At 63.6% G+C, this 16690-nt stretch carries 12 protein-coding genes and 2 pseudogenes; 6 read left to right on the top strand and 8 right to left on the bottom strand.

All coding sequences use genetic code 11. The annotated features are described in order from the left end of the window. Positions 1-56: 56 nt before the first annotated feature. The gene (locus tag DRB87_RS14840) at positions 57-1292 is read right to left on the bottom strand and encodes a YeeE/YedE family protein (protein ID WP_130026451.1); all 1236 of its coding nucleotides are present in this window, start codon (positions 1290-1292) and stop codon (positions 57-59) included. Between the two features lie 352 nt (positions 1293-1644). Between DRB87_RS14840 and DRB87_RS14845 the strand changes: the two genes are divergently transcribed. From DRB87_RS14845 to DRB87_RS14855, 3 genes are all read left to right on the top strand, one after another. Beyond that, complete coding sequence (locus tag DRB87_RS14845; RefSeq protein WP_150610586.1) at positions 1645-2016, top strand: hypothetical protein; 372 nt, start codon at positions 1645-1647, stop codon at positions 2014-2016. A 128-nt stretch (positions 2017-2144) separates the two neighbouring features. Continuing rightward, entirely contained in the window at positions 2145-3116 is a 972-nt protein-coding gene (locus DRB87_RS14850) for a homoserine kinase (protein ID WP_130026453.1), read from the top strand. Positions 3117-3147: 31 nt separating this feature from the next. Next, complete coding sequence (locus tag DRB87_RS14855; RefSeq protein ID WP_130026454.1) at positions 3148-3957, top strand: BPSS1780 family membrane protein; 810 nt, start codon at positions 3148-3150, stop codon at positions 3955-3957. Between the two features lie 90 nt (positions 3958-4047). Here the strand turns inward: DRB87_RS14855 and DRB87_RS14860 are convergent. Next, positions 4048-6367, bottom strand: a pseudogene (locus DRB87_RS14860) (UvrD-helicase domain-containing protein). Positions 6368-6478: 111 nt separating this feature from the next. On the opposite strand from DRB87_RS14860, the gene DRB87_RS14865 reads away from it, so the two are divergent. After that, the gene (locus DRB87_RS14865) at positions 6479-9340 is read left to right on the top strand and encodes a valine--tRNA ligase (protein WP_130026455.1); all 2862 of its coding nucleotides are present in this window, start codon (positions 6479-6481) and stop codon (positions 9338-9340) included. Positions 9341-9369: 29 nt separating this feature from the next. Continuing rightward, a complete protein-coding gene (gene galU, locus DRB87_RS14870; protein WP_130026456.1) occupies positions 9370-10254 on the top strand; it encodes a UTP--glucose-1-phosphate uridylyltransferase GalU in 885 nt (294 codons plus the stop codon). 116 nt (positions 10255-10370) lie between these two features. Here the strand turns inward: galU and DRB87_RS14875 are convergent, their stop codons facing one another. Then, the gene (locus tag DRB87_RS14875; protein WP_017231876.1) at positions 10371-10598 is read right to left on the bottom strand and encodes a sulfurtransferase TusA family protein; all 228 of its coding nucleotides are present in this window, start codon (positions 10596-10598) and stop codon (positions 10371-10373) included. Positions 10599-10697: 99 nt separating this feature from the next. Beyond that, the gene (locus DRB87_RS14880; protein WP_130026457.1) at positions 10698-11228 is read right to left on the bottom strand and encodes an NUDIX domain-containing protein; all 531 of its coding nucleotides are present in this window, start codon (positions 11226-11228) and stop codon (positions 10698-10700) included. Between the two features lie 286 nt (positions 11229-11514). Between DRB87_RS14880 and DRB87_RS14885 the strand changes: the two genes are divergently transcribed. Continuing rightward, the gene (locus DRB87_RS14885; protein WP_370363096.1) at positions 11515-12759 is read left to right on the top strand and encodes a chloride channel protein; all 1245 of its coding nucleotides are present in this window, start codon (positions 11515-11517) and stop codon (positions 12757-12759) included. A 42-nt stretch (positions 12760-12801) separates the two neighbouring features. On the opposite strand, the gene DRB87_RS14890 is transcribed toward DRB87_RS14885, so the two are convergent. The 4 genes and pseudogenes from DRB87_RS14890 to DRB87_RS14905 form a co-directional block, all read right to left on the bottom strand. Further along, positions 12802-13794 carry a low specificity L-threonine aldolase gene (locus tag DRB87_RS14890; protein WP_240756005.1) on the bottom strand — a complete coding sequence of 331 codons (993 nt, stop codon included), beginning with the start codon at positions 13792-13794 and terminating at the stop codon, positions 12802-12804. Between the two features lie 226 nt (positions 13795-14020). Further along, positions 14021-14221, bottom strand: coding sequence for a 4-oxalocrotonate tautomerase (locus tag DRB87_RS14895; RefSeq protein WP_017231880.1), 201 nt, complete (start codon positions 14219-14221; stop codon positions 14021-14023). 107 nt (positions 14222-14328) lie between these two features. Further along, the gene (locus tag DRB87_RS14900) at positions 14329-15099 is read right to left on the bottom strand and encodes a class II aldolase/adducin family protein (protein ID WP_130026459.1); all 771 of its coding nucleotides are present in this window, start codon (positions 15097-15099) and stop codon (positions 14329-14331) included. Between the two features lie 55 nt (positions 15100-15154). Continuing rightward, positions 15155-16418, bottom strand: a pseudogene (locus DRB87_RS14905) (YbfB/YjiJ family MFS transporter). Positions 16419-16690: the final 272 nt, after the last annotated feature.

Genomic DNA, 16690 nt, shown 5'->3' on the forward strand with positions numbered 1-16690 from the left:
GCAGGCGCCGTATTTTTGTGTGGCAGACGGAAGATCTGCCGGCGGAGGGATGTCGATCAGCAGCCGCTGTCGCGTGGCGTGGTTTCCACGGCCAGACCGAACAGCCGACGCAGGCGTGTGCCGAACACATTGCCCGCAAACGCCGCCGCCAACCACAGCCAACCGTGCAGGCTGCCCGAGACGATGCCGCTGAAGTACGCACCGATATTGCAGCCGTACGCCAGACGTGCGCCGTAACCGAGCAGCAATCCGCCGATAACCGCCGCGAGCAGCGAGCGCACCGGTATCTTCCACACGGGGGCAAACTTGCCCGCGATGGACGCGGCAGCGAGCGCGCCGAGAATGATCCCGATGTCCATGACGGTGGTGACGTCCTGTGCGATCGGCGCGTTCAGCGCATTGGCCTGCTTCGCCCAGTACGGCCACGAGGCCACGTCGATGCCCAGCGCCATGAATGCCTTGGCGCCCCACAACGCGAACGCCGATGTCACGCCCCACGGACGGCCGGCCAATGCCAGCGTGGCGTAATTGAGCAGCACGAGCGCCAGCGCACCCCACACCAGCGGCCAGGGGCCACGCAGCAACGCGGGCGTGCCCTTTGCGCTGCGCGTCATCGGCACCCCTACGACACGGCCGTGACGACGCTTCTCCGCCCATAGCGTCAAGCCACCGATCGCGGCGAACAACGCCAGGTTGGCGACGAGCGCAGGCCACAAGCCCCACGTCTTGACCAGCGAGACCGGCTTGATATGCGGCAGTGCCTCCCACCACGGCAGATGCGCCGTTGCCACCACCGACCCCACCACAAACGCCGCGAGCGTCACGATCATGCGCGTGCTGCCGCCCCCCACGGTATAGAGCGTGCCCGACGCGCAACCGCCGCCGAGTTGCATGCCGACACCGAACATGAAGGCGCCGAACGCCACCGACACGCCAACCGGCGAGACGAAGCCGGCAACCTTGTTGCCGAAGAGCACGCCATCCGCCAGCGCGGGAAAGAACAGCACGACACCAACGGCGAGCATGACCATCTGTGCGCGCAGACCCGCACCGCGCCGGTCGGCGATGAACACGCGCCAAGCCGACGTGAAGCCGAATGCGGCGTGGTAAAGCGTCACGCCGAGCAAGGCGCCGATACCGGCCAGTGCGGCCTGCTTCGGCCCTACGGTGGCCTGCACGTAGGCGATGCCCAGAACAATCAGCACCAGCGCGATGGCGAGCGGCCGGGCGTTATAGGAGGACGGCGAAGGCGGGGCCGTTTTGACGGCGGCCGAGGCGGCGGATAACGACATGATTTGGGACTCCAGAATGCAGATGGGCGACACACGGCCGCCCATCAAGACAATGACGCAGAATGCCAGAAGATGACTTCAACGAAAACGATTGCCTTGCGATTTATTTATAACCAAAAGCAATATAAAGACGCTAAGGGTACGCAATCGAATCGCTTAACCCTGCGCCGATGACGAGACAAAATGCGAGTCCAAGGCATGGCATCCCTCGCGAGGCAAGCAACTACGGCATATTCGACGCGATTTCACGATGCGAAGCGGGGGACGTTTGATAGAATGGAAGCATTGGAACCCGTTGCGACGGCCAGGCTTGCCTCATGCGCCGCGAATGCGTTCCCGCCCTCGGAGAATAATGATGACAACGCGCTTTTCCCGTGCCCTGCCCCTGATGATCGGTGCGGGCCTGCTGTTCGCGGGCCATGCCTTCGCCCAGAATGGTCAGGAGACCTCCGCGCAGGCCGCCAAACGCGAGGCCGACGCCCGCGCCGCCGCCACCAGCAAATCGTCGGTCGACGTCAACCAGGAGCGCAAGCCGAGCTACTACGTCAACGACCAAGGCACCACCGTGACCGAGTTCCGCGACCGCGGCAAACCCACGGAGGTCGATGTCCACTCGCGTTTCGGCACCAATTACCAATTGACCACGCCGCCGGACAACGCACCGCGTACACGCGACAACACGTCGCAAAACGACCGTTTGCCGTCCGTCGGCCTGAAGTTCTGACGTCTCTGGTAATCTGAGTCACCTCCGCGCACCGCCCAGCGGTGCGCCTGCATCCTGTCTGTTTCACACCAGCGGCCCGCTGCACGTGCGCGGGCCGTTTGTCTGAGACATCTCCACTTAACGCACGCATGGCTGTTTTCACTACCGTCTCGCCCGAGCAGCTCCAGGCATGGCTGCAACGCTACGATCTGGGGAACGTTCTCGATTTTCGGGGCATCAGCTCCGGCATCGAGAACACCAACTACTTCCTGACGACCGAGCGCGGCGAGTTCGTGCTTACCCTGTTCGAGAAGCTCACGGCCACGCAGTTGCCGTTTTACCTCCAGTTGATGGGCCATCTCGCCCATCACGGCGTGCCGGTGCCCGATCCGATGCCCGATCGCACGGGCGAGATTCTGAGCGAGTTGAACGGCAAGCCCGCCACCATTGTCACCAAGCTGGCCGGACGCTCCGAGCTGGCCCCCGCGCCCGAACACTGTGCGCATGTCGGGGCGATGCTGGCACGCATGCATCTGGCCGGACGCGACTTCACGCTGGAGCAAGCCAATCTGCGCAGCCTGCCCTGGTGGCGCGAGGCCGCCCCCGAGGTCACGCCGTTCCTGAGCGCCGCCGAACGCGCGCTACTGGATAGCGAGATGGCGCATCAGACCGCGTTCTTCGCGTCGAATGACTATCGTGCCATGCAGGCAGGTCCGTGCCACTGCGATCTGTTCCGTGACAATGTGCTGTTCGACAAGGCCGAAGACGGTTCGCCACGATTGGGCGGATTCTTCGATTTCTACTTCGCGGGCTGCGACAAATGGCTGTTCGATCTGGCCGTGACGGTCAACGACTGGTGCTGCGACCTGTCGACCGGCGTGCTGGACGAGGCGCGTGTGCATGCCATGTTGCGCGCTTACGAGACGGTGCGCCCACTGACCGACATCGAAGCGTCGCACTGGCGCGACATGTTGCGCGCCGCCGCGCTGCGCTTCTGGCTGTCGCGCCTGTATGATTTTCACCTGCCACGGGCGGCCGAAATGCTCAAGCCGCACGATCCGGGGCATTTCGAACGAATCCTGCGCCAACGCATCGAAGCCCATTCCATCCCCTGGCGGTAACTCGACATCCTATCGGAGTCATTCGAACCCTATGCAATTGCTTGAAGTCCCGCCGAAGAGTGGATATGTGTGGCTGCGCCAAGGCATCTGGCTGTTCCGCAAGAACCCGCTCGCCATTCTGACGCTGCTCTTCGCCTATCTGTTCGGGGTGATGTTGCTTTCGATCCTGCCGGTCGTGGGCGCCTTCCTGCCGCTGCTGTTCATCCCGGGCCTGTCAGTCGGTTTCATGGCGGCCTGTCGCGACATCATCAAGAACAAGCAGGTGTTGCCCCACGTATTGCTCGACGGCTTTCGCGGCCACGGCAAGGAGGTCTCGCGCCGGCTGCTCATACTCGGCGGTTACTACATCGTGGCGATGACCGTCGTGTTCCTGTTCTCGGCGCTGTTCGACGGCGGCGACCTGGTCAACAAGATGCTCTTCGATGGCCGCATCAGCGAAGAGTCGCTCACCAACGGCTCGATGGGCCAGGCGATGCTGGCGGTGGCGGTGGCCTACATACCGGTGGCGATGATGTTCTGGTTCGCGCCGGTGCTCGTCGCCTGGCACGACATCCCGCCCATCAAGGCGCTGTTCTTCAGTTGGACGGCCTGCGTGCGCAACTTCCGTGCGTTCGTCGTCTACGGCCTGTGCACGGCGGTCGTCGCCACCGTGTTGCCGCTGATCGTGACGCTGGCGATGGCTGCGATGGGCATTCATCAATACGCGATGCTCTTGCTGATGCCTTACTCGATCCTGTTCACGGCCGTGCTGTATTGCTCGTTCTACGCGAGCTATCGCGGTTGCTTCGGCGTGCAGGAGATCGGCGCCATCGATCCGAACGTCGCCCCGCCGGAAGCGTAAGCGGGAACGGCGGCGTCAACGACCGACGCGCAAAAAAAAGGGCACCCTCGGGTGCCCTTTGTCGTGGGTGACGATGACGGGGCCGCGCCGTTACTCGATCGGCTGAAGCTTCGCGACAGCCAGCGCCAGCCACTTCTCCCCATGTCGGCCGAATTTCACGTGGGCGCGGGCTTCCGCCCCGCGCCCTCCAGGCCGATGATCTTGCCTTCGCCGAACTTGGTGTGAAAAACGCCCTGCCCCAACTTGAAGCCCGTCTCCGACGCGCGCGAACGGTCGGCCAGCGCCTGCTCCGACTTGGTGGCCACCCATTCTTCCGGCTTCGGCGCACTCGTCTTGCCACGCCCGAACCAATCGCGCCCCAGGCCGGCTCGGCCTGCCCCAGCCGCGCGCCCGGCTGTGAGCGCGGTGTCAGGAACTTCAACACCGTCTCGGGGATTTCGTCGAAGAAGCGCGAGCGCACGTTGTAACGCGTCTGCCCGTGCAGCATGCGGCTTTGCGTGAACGACAGATACAGCCGTTCCTTGGCACGCGTAATGGCCACGTACATCAGCCGCCGCTCTTCTTCGAGACCGTCGAGTTCGAGCGCACTGTTCTCGTGCGGGAAGAGTCCCTCTTCGAGACCGGTGACGAACACCGCCGTAAATTCAAGGCCCTTGGCCGCGTGAACCGTCATCAATTGCACGGCGTCTTGCCCCGCCTCGGCCTGATTGTCTCCCGCTTCGAGCGACGCGTGCGACAGGAAGCCGGCAAGCGGCGTCATCTCCACCGGCGTATCGGCGTCGACCACGCCGTCGGGCGAGGCCAGCACGTCGGGCGCGCCCGGCAGCGCAGGACGCATGGCGATCAACCGCGCCGGGGCATCGAGCCCATACCCTTCCTCGGCAACGAATGCCGTGGCCGCATGCACCAATTCCTGCAAGTTCTCGATGCGATCCTGGCCTTCCTTCTCGGTCTGATAATGCGCGATCAACCCACTGGCGTCGATAACGCGCGCCACGACCTCCGGCAGCGTGAGCCGCTCGGTATCATGGCGCATCTGCTCCACGAGCCGCACGAATGCCGTCAGATTCGTGCCCGCCTTGCCGGTCATATAGGGCACTGCGGCGTACATCGAGCAGTTGTAGAGTCGCGCCGCGTCGGCCAGTTGCTCCAACGAACGCGCGCCAATTCCCCGCGTCGGGAAATTCACGACCCGCGCGAACGCCGTATCGTCGTTCGGATTCTCGATCAGGCGTAGATACGCCAGCGCATGCTTGACTTCCTGGCGCTCGAAAAAGCGCAAACCGCCATACACCCGGTAGGCGATGCCCGCACCCACGAGCGCGTGCTCCATCACCCGCGACTGGGCGTTGCTGCGATAGAGAATGGCGACGTCCTGCCGCGAGAGCCCCTGCGCGACGAGGGCCTTGATCTCTTCGACGAGCCAGCTCGCTTCCTGCAGGTCGGTCGCCGCCTCATAGACACGGATCGGCTCGCCGTGCCCCGCGTCGGTGCGCAAATTCTTGCCCAGACGCCGCGCATTGTTGGAAATCAACGCGTTGGCCGCGTCGAGGATATTGCCGTGCGAGCGGTAGTTCTGCTCCAGCTTGATCAGGTGGCGCACGCGGAATTCACGTTCGAAGTCGGCCATATTACCGACGTTGGCGCCACGAAACGCATAAATACTCTGGTCGTCGTCGCCCACCGCGAATACCGCGGCGTTAGATCCCGCGAGCATCTTGAGCCACGCGTACTGGAGCTTGTTCGTATCCTGGAACTCATCGACCAGAACGTGCCGGAAGCGCGACTGGTAGTGCACGCGCAACGGCTCGTTGTGCTTGAGCAGCTCGTAACAGCGCAACAGCAGTTCGGCGAAATCGACCACGCCTTCACGCTGGCATTGCGCCTGATAGGCGGCATACAGCTCGACGAACTTCTGGTTGAAGGCGTCGTTGGCCTCGACCTCGTGCGGGCGCAGGCCCTGTTCCTTGGCGTTGTTGATGAAATATTGCAGGTTTTTCGGCGGATACTTCTCGTCGTCGACATTCGACGCCTTCAGCAGACGCTTGATAGCGGAGAGCTGGTCGGCCTGGTCGAGGATCTGGAAGCTCTGCGGCAGCCCGGCGTCGCGAAAATGCGCGCGCAGCATACGGTTGCACAACCCGTGGAAGGTGCCGATCCACATGGCGCGCGTGCTGATCGGCAGCATCGCGCCCAGACGGGCCTGCATTTCCTTGGCCGCCTTGTTGGTGAAGGTGACGGCCAGAATCCCGGCCGGCCCCACGTGCCCATGCTGGATCAGCCAGGCAATACGCGTGGTCAGCACGCGCGTCTTGCCGGAACCCGCGCCCGCCAGAATGAGGGCCGGCTCGTCCGGGAGGGTCACGGCGGCCAGTTGTTCGGGGTTCAGGTTGGCGAGCAGATCGGGCATGTCGGGAAGGAAATTCGAGTGAAGCTCGATTATAAATCCTGCTGCGGCGCGGAAATGCCACCGAATCTTTTATAATTCAGGGTTTCACGCATTACACGGTCCATCCAATCCATGAGCGACAGCGACAATACGCTTGCCAAGAGCTTCGAGCCGCAGGACGTCGAAGCCCACTGGGGCCCCGAATGGGAGCGCCGCGGCTATGCCCGGCCGACCTTCGACGACGCCCGCGAAGATTTCAGCATCCAGTTGCCGCCGCCGAACGTGACCGGCACGCTGCACATGGGTCACGCGTTCAACCAGACGATCATGGATGGCCTCACCCGCTATCACCGCATGAAAGGCGCCAACACCCTCTGGGTGCCGGGCACCGACCACGCGGGCATCGCCACGCAGATCGTCGTCGAGCGTCAGCTCGATGCCCAGAAAGTCTCGCGCCACGACCTCGGCCGCGAGAAATTCGTCGAGCGCGTCTGGGAATGGAAGGAAGAATCGGGCAGCACGATCACGCGCCAGGTGCGCCGCCTGGGCGCGTCGATCGACTGGAGCCGTGAATACTTCACGATGGACGAGAAGATGTCGCGCGCCGTGCGCGACGTGTTCGTCACGCTCCACGAGCAAGGACTGATCTATCGGGGCAAGCGTCTCGTGAACTGGGAATCGACCCTGCTCACGGCCGTGTCCGACCTGGAAGTGGTGAGCGAGGAAGAAGACGGCTCGCTGTGGCACATCCGCTACCCGCTCGCCGACGGCTCGGGCTCACTCACGGTGGCGACCACGCGTCCGGAAACGATGCTCGGCGACACCGCGTTGATGGTCCATCCGGAAGACGAGCGCTACAAGCACCTGATCGGCAAGACGGCCAGGCTGCCGCTGTGCGATCGTGAAATCCCGATCATTGCCGACGATTACGTCGATCTCGAATTCGGCACGGGCGTGGTGAAAGTCACGCCGGCACACGACTTCAACGACTACGCCGTCGGTCAGCGCCACAACCTGCCGCAGATCAACATTCTCACGCTCGACGCGAAGATCAACGAGAACGCTCCGGAAAAGTACCGCGGGCTGGATCGTTTCGACGCGCGCAAGCAGATCGTGGCCGATCTCGACGCGCTCGGCCTGCTCGAATCCGTCAAGCCGCACAAGCTGATGGTGCCGCGCAGCGACCGCACCGGCACGATCATCGAGCCGATGCTCACCGACCAATGGTTCGTGGCGATGAGCAAACCGGCCCCGGAAGGCACGTTCCATCCGGGCAAGTCGATCACCGAAACTGCGCTCGACGTCGTGCGCAGCGGCGAGATCAAGTTCGTCCCGGAGAACTGGACGACCACATACAACCAGTGGCTCGAGAACATCCAGGACTGGTGTATCTCGCGTCAGCTCTGGTGGGGCCACCAGATTCCGGCCTGGTATGACGACGCCGGCAACGTGTACGTCGCCCGCACGGAAGAGGAAGCCGCCGAGAAGGCCCGTGCCGCGGGCTACACCGGCGCGCTCAAGCGCGACGAAGACGTGCTCGACACGTGGTTCTCGTCGGCGCTGGTGCCGTTCTCGTCGCTCGGTTGGCCGCAAGAAACGCCCGAACTCAAGCATTTCCTGCCGTCGTCGGTGCTCGTGACCGGTTTCGACATTATCTTCTTCTGGGTGGCGCGCATGGTCATGATGACCACGCACTTCACCGGCAAGGTACCGTTCAAGACGGTCTACGTGCACGGTCTGGTGCGCGACGCCGAAGGTCAGAAGATGTCCAAGTCGAAGGGCAACACGCTCGATCCGATCGACATCGTCGACGGCGTGTCGCTCGACGCCCTGCTCGCCAAGCGCACGACGGGTCTCATGAATCCGAAGCAGGCAGCGAGCATCGAGAAGAAGACGCGCAAGGAATTCCCGGACGGCATTGCGCCGTTCGGCACCGACGCCCTGCGCTTCACGTTCGCCTCGATGGCCACGCTTGGCCGGAACATCAACTTCGATCTGGCGCGCTGCGAAGGCTATCGCAACTTCTGCAACAAGCTGTGGAACGCCACGCGCTTCGTGCTGATGAACTGCGAAGGCCACGACTGCGGCCTCGCGCCGTGCGTGGGCGATTGCGGCCCCGACGGCCAGCTCGACTTCTCGCGCGCCGACCGCTGGATCGTGTCGCTGCTGCAGCGCGTGGAAGCCGATGTTGCGAAGGGCTTTGCCGACTATCGCTTCGACAACATCGCCAGCGCGATCTACAAGTTCGTCTGGGACGAGTACTGCGACTGGTACGTTGAACTGGCCAAGTGGCAAATTCAGAACGGCACCCCGGCGCAACAGCGCGCCACGCGTCGCACCTTGCTGCGCGTGCTCGAAACGGTGCTGCGTCTGGCGCATCCGATCATTCCGTTCATCACCGAAGCGTTGTGGCAGAAGGTGGCACCGCTGGCTGGCCGCTATCCGGCAGACAAGGCGGCGGGCGAAGCCAGTCTCATGGTGCAGCCGTATCCGGTGGCCGACGCGAGCAAGATCGACGAAGGCGATGAAGCCTGGATGCAGCAGTTGAAGACCGCCGTCGACGCCTGCCGCAACCTGCGCGGCGAAATGAACCTCTCGCCGGCGCAACGCGTGCCGCTGCTGGTCGCGGGCGACGTGGAATTCCTCACGTCGATTGCGCCGTATCTGCAAACGCTCGCCAAGCTCTCTGAAGTGCAAGTGCTGACAGACGAAGCGACGCTCGACGCGCAAGCGGCCGGTGCGCCGCTCGCCGTCGTGGGGGCGAACAAGCTGGCGCTGAAGGTGGAAGTCGACGTCGCCGCGGAGCGCGAGCGACTCGGCAAGGAAGTGAAGCGCCTCGAAGGCGAGATCGCCAAATGCCACGGCAAGCTTTCCAACGAGAGCTTCGTGGCACGTGCGCCCGCCAATGTGGTGGAACTCGAGAAGCAACGATTGGTCGACTTTGAAGCGGTTCTCGGCAAATTGCAGGCCCAGCTCGCCCGCCTGCCCGCCTGAGACGCCCTCACATGATCAGGGAGATACCAATGAAAGCCGTTGTGACCAAAGCCGTGTTCCCCGTTGCGGGCCTCGGCACCCGATTCCTCCCGGCCACCAAGGCGAGCCCCAAGGAAATGCTGCCCGTCGTGGACAAGCCGCTGATTCAGTACGCGGTGGAAGAAGCGGCGGCCGCCGGTATTACGGAGATGATCTTCGTGACGGGGCGCAACAAGCGCGCGATCGAAGATCACTTCGACACGGCCTTCGAACTCGAAGCGGAACTGGAGGCCAAGAACAAGCAGGCACTGCTTGACGTCGTGCATTCGATCAAGCCGCCGCATATCGACTGCTTCTACGTGCGCCAACCCAAGGCACTGGGATTGGGTCATGCGGTGCTGTGTGCCGAGAAACTCGTGGGCGACGAACCGTTCGCGGTCATCCTCGCCGACGACTTGCTCGACGGCGAGCCGCCGGTGCTCAAGCAGATGGTCGACCTGTACAACCAATATCACAACTCGATCATCGGCGTGGAAGAGATCCCCATCGAGCAAAGCCGCTCGTACGGGATCGTCGCGGGCAACGAGTGGGGCGAGAAGGACATCGTCAAGCTCACGAATATCGTCGAAAAGCCGGCGCCGGAAGATGCCCCGTCGAATCTGGGCGTGGTCGGCCGTTATGTGCTGCGCCCGCGCATTTTCGATTGCATCCGCGAAATCGATCCGGGCTCGGGCGGCGAGATTCAGTTGACCGACGCCATCCAGAAGCTGATGCAGGATGAAGTCGTGCTGGCGTATCGCTACCAGGGCAAGCGCTTCGATTGCGGCAGCAAGCTCGGCTACTTGAAAGCCACCGTGGAGTTCGCGCTGCGCCATCCGGAACTCAAGGATGCCTTCCGCGAATACCTGCGCGAGACGCAACTCGATCTGGCATAAGCGCCAGGACTTGTGCCAAAGAAAAAGCCGACGGCAGTTGTCCGTCGGCTTTTTTGTGCCCGCCGCGCCGCGCATCACGCACCGGCGCGCGGGTTCGGCGAGATGCCGCCGCGCGATCAGCGGCGGCGCATCAGGAAGTGAAACGTCTTGCCCTCTTCGCGCGATTCGATAAGTTCGTTGCCGGTTTGTTTGGCAAACGCGCTGAAGTCGCGCGCCGAGCCCGGATCGGTGGCAATGATGTGCAGCACTTCGCCGCTCTGCATGTCGGCGAGCGCTTTCTTGGCGCGCAGGATCGGCAGCGGGCAGTTCAGTCCGCTTGCGTCGACTTCTTTCTGAAATTCCATGCTCATGTTCCTGATGTCCCTTGGATCCGACTCGTTCTGATCGTGTACCGGGGGTTGGCCCGCAAGCTGCGATTCTACCGCAGTCCTCGCGCCCGCTTGTCAGCCGGCAATGGATAGCCGGGCCGATTCGACGTATTCGACCGGCAGATTGCGCCGCCGCAGCCACTCGGCCACCGCGTGCCCGGTGCCGGCGCGCCACGGACGCACCCGCTCGGGCTCGACGAGCCGGAACTCGGCGAGTTCGTCCGACAGACGAATGTCCCCATCGCAGACCGCGTGATACGCGATGATCAGCTCGTTCTTGCGCATGAATTCGTAGACGCCGAGCAGCGACATCGCGCGAGCATCCAGATTGGTTTCTTCCTTGATCTCGCGCCGGATGCCGTCTTCAGGCGTTTCGTCGCGCTCGAGAAAGCCCGTGATGAGCGCAAACATGCCTTCGGTCCAGGCGGCATTGCGCGCCAGCAGGATCTGGCCGCGGTACTCCACGAGTCCGGCCACGACCGGCAGCGGATTGTCCCAGTGGACGAAACCGCAAGCCGCGTCGGGACAGGCGCGGCGAATGCGCCCGGCGACCTCGCGCGAATCGAGCGGCGAGGCACAGCGGGGACAGAAAATGAGTTCGTTCATGATCGTTCGTTGGCGAATTCGAATATCTTAAATGAACTCATGACGCACTGCACATTCGGTAGATTCCGAGACACATGTAGACCGAGCCCATTGGGGACGAGACGTATAATCGTCCAAACCGTTCTCAGTCTTCGCTAACGATCCCGTGTCAGATCTCTCTTCAAACACCTCCTCAACACCGCCCGCACCGCCCTCACCGCCTGCGTCGCCTGCGTCGCTCACGTTATCGAAGCGGCTGGCCAGACGTGGCATCCATCGCTCTCGTCGTCTATGGCACAACTACGGCGTGTTCTGGCTGGGCGCGGTGCTCGTCGGCCTGGTTTCGGTGGTGTACTCCAAGCTGATCGACTTCGGCTTCGAGTTGTTCCAGCAAATGCTTGCGCGGAGTATCTGGTTACCGCTGATCGTGACGCCGCTCGGCGCCACGCTGGCGATCTGGCTGACGCAGAAGTTCTTCCAGGGCTCGGAGGGGAGCGGGATTCCACAGGTGATTGCGACACTTCAGGAGTCGCGCCTGTCGAGATCGTTGCTGTCGATGCGCATCATGCTCGGCAAGATCGCGGTCTCGTTTCTCGGCATTCTCTGCGGCTTCACCATCGGTCGCGAAGGGCCGACGGTGCAGATCGGCGCGTCGCTCATGTATGCCATGCGGCGCGGGTATCGGCGCAGCAGTGTCCATATCGAGCGTCAGCTGACGCTGGCCGGCGCGGCCGCCGGCCTCGCGGCGGCGTTCAACACGCCGCTCGCGGGCGTGGTATTCGCCATTGAGGAACTGAGCCGCAGCTTCGTCGCTCGCAGCTCCGGCACGCTCATCACAGCCATCATCTTTTCCGGCGTCGTGGCACTCGGTCTACAGGGCAACTACCTGTACTTCGGACAGATCAAGGCGCTCAGCGAGTTTCACTGGACGCTGATCCCGGTGCTCGTTGCTGCCAGCCTGCTGACCGGCGTGGCCGGAGGACTGTTCGGCTGGCTGATGCTCAACGTGCCTCGCTGGATGCCCGCGCCGCTGGTCGGCATGCGTCGTGCGCACCCGGTGCGCTTCGCGTTTCTGTGTGGTCTGGCCATCGCCATCATCGGGCTGGTCTCGGGGGGCACGACCTTCGGCAGCGGCTACGCGGAGGCGCGCGGCCTGCTGGAGTCGCATGTCGCACTGTCGCCGCTCTATGCACTGCTGAAGTTCGCGGCATTGTGTGTGTCCTATCTGTCGGGCATTCCGGGCGGCATTTTTGCACCGTCGCTCGCCATCGGAGCCGGACTGGGTAATGTGATGGCCCATCTGACTTCCGTGGTGCCGCTCCCGGCCATTGCCGCGTTGTGTATGGTCGGGTATCTGGCGGCGGTCACGCAATCACCGATCACGTCGTTCGTGATCGTCATGGAGATGATCGACGGCCACCAGATGGTGATCCCACTCATGGCCGTGGCCCTGCTCTCGACCCAGGTGTCGAAAACGATCGCGCCGTCGTTCTATCACGCGCTGGCGCATCGATTTCTCACCCCCACGGTGCCCACGCCGCGACAGGCATAAATCGCGCGACGGACTGCCGCGCCGGGATCGATGACGTGTGCGTTACCGGTTCGCGCTCAGCGCCCGAATATCCGCCGCCAGACGCTCGACCGTCTCCGGGCGGGTGTCCCACGCGCACATCAGGCGGCAACCGCCCGCGCCGATGAACGTATAGAAGCGCCAGCCCTTGGCTCGCAGCGCTTCGATCACATGCAGCGGCAGTTCCGCGAATACGGCATTGGCTTGCGTCTCGAACATGATCGACACCCCCGGCACGTCGCGAATGCGTTGCGCGAGCAACTGCGCCATCGCATTCGCGTGACGCGCGTTGCGCAGCCATGTGTCGTTCTCCAGCATGCCAAGCCAGGGCGCGGAAATGAAGCGCATCTTCGAGGCCAGTTGCCCCGCCTGCTTTACCCGATACGCGAAGTCTTCCGACAGCGCGCGGTTGAAGAACACCACCGCCTCGCCGACCGGCAACCCATTCTTCGTACCGCCGAAGCAAAGCACGTCCACGCCGGCCCGCCACGTCACGTCGCCCGGATGACAGCCCAGCGTCGCGACCGCATTGGCAAAGCGCGCGCCGTCCATATGCACGCGCAAGTTGCGCCGTTTGGCCAACGCCGAAATCGCCTTGACTTCGTCGACCGAGTAGACCGTGCCGACCTCCGTGGCCTGCGTCAGCGTGACGACCTTGGGCTTCGGGAAGTGAATGTCGGAGCGTCGATTGATGACGGACTCGATGGCGTCCGGGGTGAGCTTGCCGTTGTTCTCGCGGCCGCGGGCGGTAAGCAGCTTCGCGCCGTTGGAGAAAAATTCGGGACCGCCGCACTCGTCGGTCTCGACGTGGGCCAGTTCATGGCAGATCACCGAGTGATACGACTGCGACAACGAGGCCAGCGCCAGTGAATTTGCCGCCGTGCCGTTGAAGACGAAGAAGACGTCGCAATCCGTATCGAACAGTTTGCGAATACCGTCGCAGACACGCTGCGTCCAGGTATCGTCGCCATAAGCGACTTCATGGCCGCTGGCATTGGCCTCAATCAGATAATGCAACGCCTCGGGACAAATCCCGGCGTAGTTGTCCGAGGCGAAATGTTGTGGCGTTTGGGCCCCTCGCCATCGGCGGCCGTCAGGGACGGAGCGTTCGTGAGGGCGGAAGCGGGAATGTTCGATGCAGACGGGACTTGCGACATGACAACCTCATCAATGCGGCAGGGATCCTGCGAGCCCCCTGCCTTCGACCTACCGGTGGCGCCCCTGCGGGAGACCACCGGCACCTTCAGACTGACTCGGGGCGCGGATCCGACCACAGCGCACCGGCGGTGGCCCAGTTCTCGGGCTTGACGTCGGTAATGATGATGTCGACGGATTCCGGCGTGCAACCGATCGTCGCGACGGCCGCTTCCGTGACCGCTTTGACGAATGCGCGCTTTTGCTCGATCGATCGTCCCTCGAACATCTCGACGTGAAACGTTGGCATTGCAGTCCCTCTCCTTGTGTCGTTATCAAAATCGGCAACGCCGCCCGCGCTCACAATCAAGGCTTGCGGGCTTGCCGCTCGCTCCCGATGTTGCCCCTGCGCGGCGGTCAATCGCGAAACGAGGCGTCTATTCTATCCAGTTTGCGCAGCAGTGCAGGCCACTCGAGCACGCCTTCGATGGCGCCGCCATCTTCGAGCTGAAACGCGGTCTTGTCCTGCACGGCCGGACTCGGCAGATGGGGCGCCGTGCCGCCCGCCAACGCCTGCAACTGGATCTCGCACGCCTTGACGAGCGTGGCCATCAGCACGAAGGCCTCGGCGACCGAGCGCCCGGTCGTGAGCGTGCCGTGATTGCGCAGCAGCATGGCCGAGTGCGCCCCGAGCGACGCAACGAGCCGCTCACCCTCGGATGGCGAGAACGCCAGCCCCTCGTAATCGTGATAGCCGATGCGCTCGTGAAAGCGCAGCGCGTGCTGCGAGATCGGCAGCAAGCCATGCGGCTGGATCGACACCGCGATGCCGGCCGTGTTGTGCAGATGCATGACGCATACGGCATCCGGGCGCGCCGCATGCACCGCGCCATGCAGCGCGAACCCGGTCACGTTCACCGGATGTTCGCTCGCGCCCACGATCTCGCCGGTCACCGTGATCTTCACCAGGTTCGACGCCGTCACTTCATCGAACGCCAGACCGAACGGATTGATGAGGAAATGCCCCGGCTCGCCCGGCACCATCGCCGAGATATGGGTGTAGATGAGATCGTCCCAGCCATACAGCGCAACGAGCCGGTAACACGCCGCGAGGTCGACACGCATCTGGCGCTCGGCGTCGCTGATGGCCGCGGCGGCTTTTCTGCCCGCCTGCAGAGTAAAAGACATAGCAAGTTCCAAGGGGATGGAAGTGTCGCCGCGGCGCCTTGGCGCCCCGGGCGCATCAAGGTGCGCGCTCGAGCGAGCGTCGCCAGTCGCATACGAAGCCGATCGCCCCGAGCACCAGCGCGCCACTCGCACATAGCAGTGCTGCCGTGAAGTTACCGGTCGCCGCGACCAGAGGCGCCGCGACCAGCGGTCCAACGATCTGCCCGATCCCGTAGGATGCCGTCACCAGGCCGATCAGACCATTGGCATTGTCCCCACGCAGGCGTCGGCACTCACGCACCGCGTATACGGTAATCGCCGTGAACGGCAGTCCGACCAGCACGCTACCCACCGCGAACCCCACGACGTTTGGTAGCACGATGCCGATGCCGACGCCCAACCCTTGCGTGACATAGCATGCCGCGAGCAGTAGACGATTGTCCCAGGCCTGTGGCGCCCGTGCACCGATGATCGCGCCGGGCATCACCATGAGGCCGAGCAACGGAAAGAAGAGATCCGGCCACGGCGAACCAGGCAGCGCCTGTCGCGCAATCACCGGAAGGAAGGTGGCGGTGATGATGTAGCCGAAGCCGGCAAACCCGTAGAGCACCGTGACGGGAATCACCGTCTCGCCGCTGCCATGATTGACGGCATGCGCCGCGGGCTGCGCCAGTGCGGCGTGCGTAGCGTGCCCGGGGTTTGCCGCGCCAGCCGCCGTCGCGGGTGCGGGGCCATCCGGCTCGAAGGTGCGCCAGATCAACGCGAGCAGCGCCAGCGCCAGCCCCCGCACAGCAGCCAACCACCGCGCGCAGGCCACGCGAGCGAGCTGTTCAGGCTCGCGAGCAGCCCCGTCACCACGATGCCGGCGCCGGGGCCCGCGAAAATCACGCCCCCAGACTCGGCATGTGTAGCTCACCGAGCTTTCTGAAGGCCCAGCCGGCCGAAAACACCATCGCCCAGGCACTCATGATCCCCGCCAGCGTACGCACGACGGCCCACACGGCGAACGAATCGAGCAGGCCCATGGCGAGCGTCAGCACGACCGTGAGCGCCAGTGCGAAACGCACGATGCGCGTCGGGGTAAAGCGCAGCCACATGCACGACAGCGCGCCGACGAAGTAGCCCGCATAGTTGAGCGACGCGAGCCAACTACCGTGTTGAATGTCGGTGAGGTGCTCATGCAGCATCAGCGGCAGCATCGGCGTGAACGCGAAGCGGCCAATCCCCATGGCAATGGCGAGCGCGAGCATGCAGGACAGCGCAATGCGCCACGCCGCGCGCTCAGGCGACGGCTGGCGCGACGAGATGGCGCGGTCGGATTCGGTGAAGGTGGCGGGCATAACGGTAGCGGAGGATAATCGCGCGAAGGCACGCGAGCTCTGCCGAATACTTTACATGCAAACCATCAGGACAAGCGGGGGTTCCCCTGTGGCATCAGGGGCAATGCGCCGCATTTTCCGTGCGCGTCCGCCTGGATCCTTTCTCTCGCGAAACACTGACCTCTGCGGCTTACCGATCCTTTCGAATACCGAAACTGTACCGCTGGGGTATCAGGCCACATGACGCGCTTCGGCAGCATTCGACGACGCGCGCCCCTGCTGCACGACATCGC

Origin of the sequence: Pandoraea sp. XY-2, assembly GCF_004193915.1 — a bacterium.
Lineage (GTDB): Bacteria > Pseudomonadota > Gammaproteobacteria > Burkholderiales > Burkholderiaceae > Pandoraea > Pandoraea cepalis.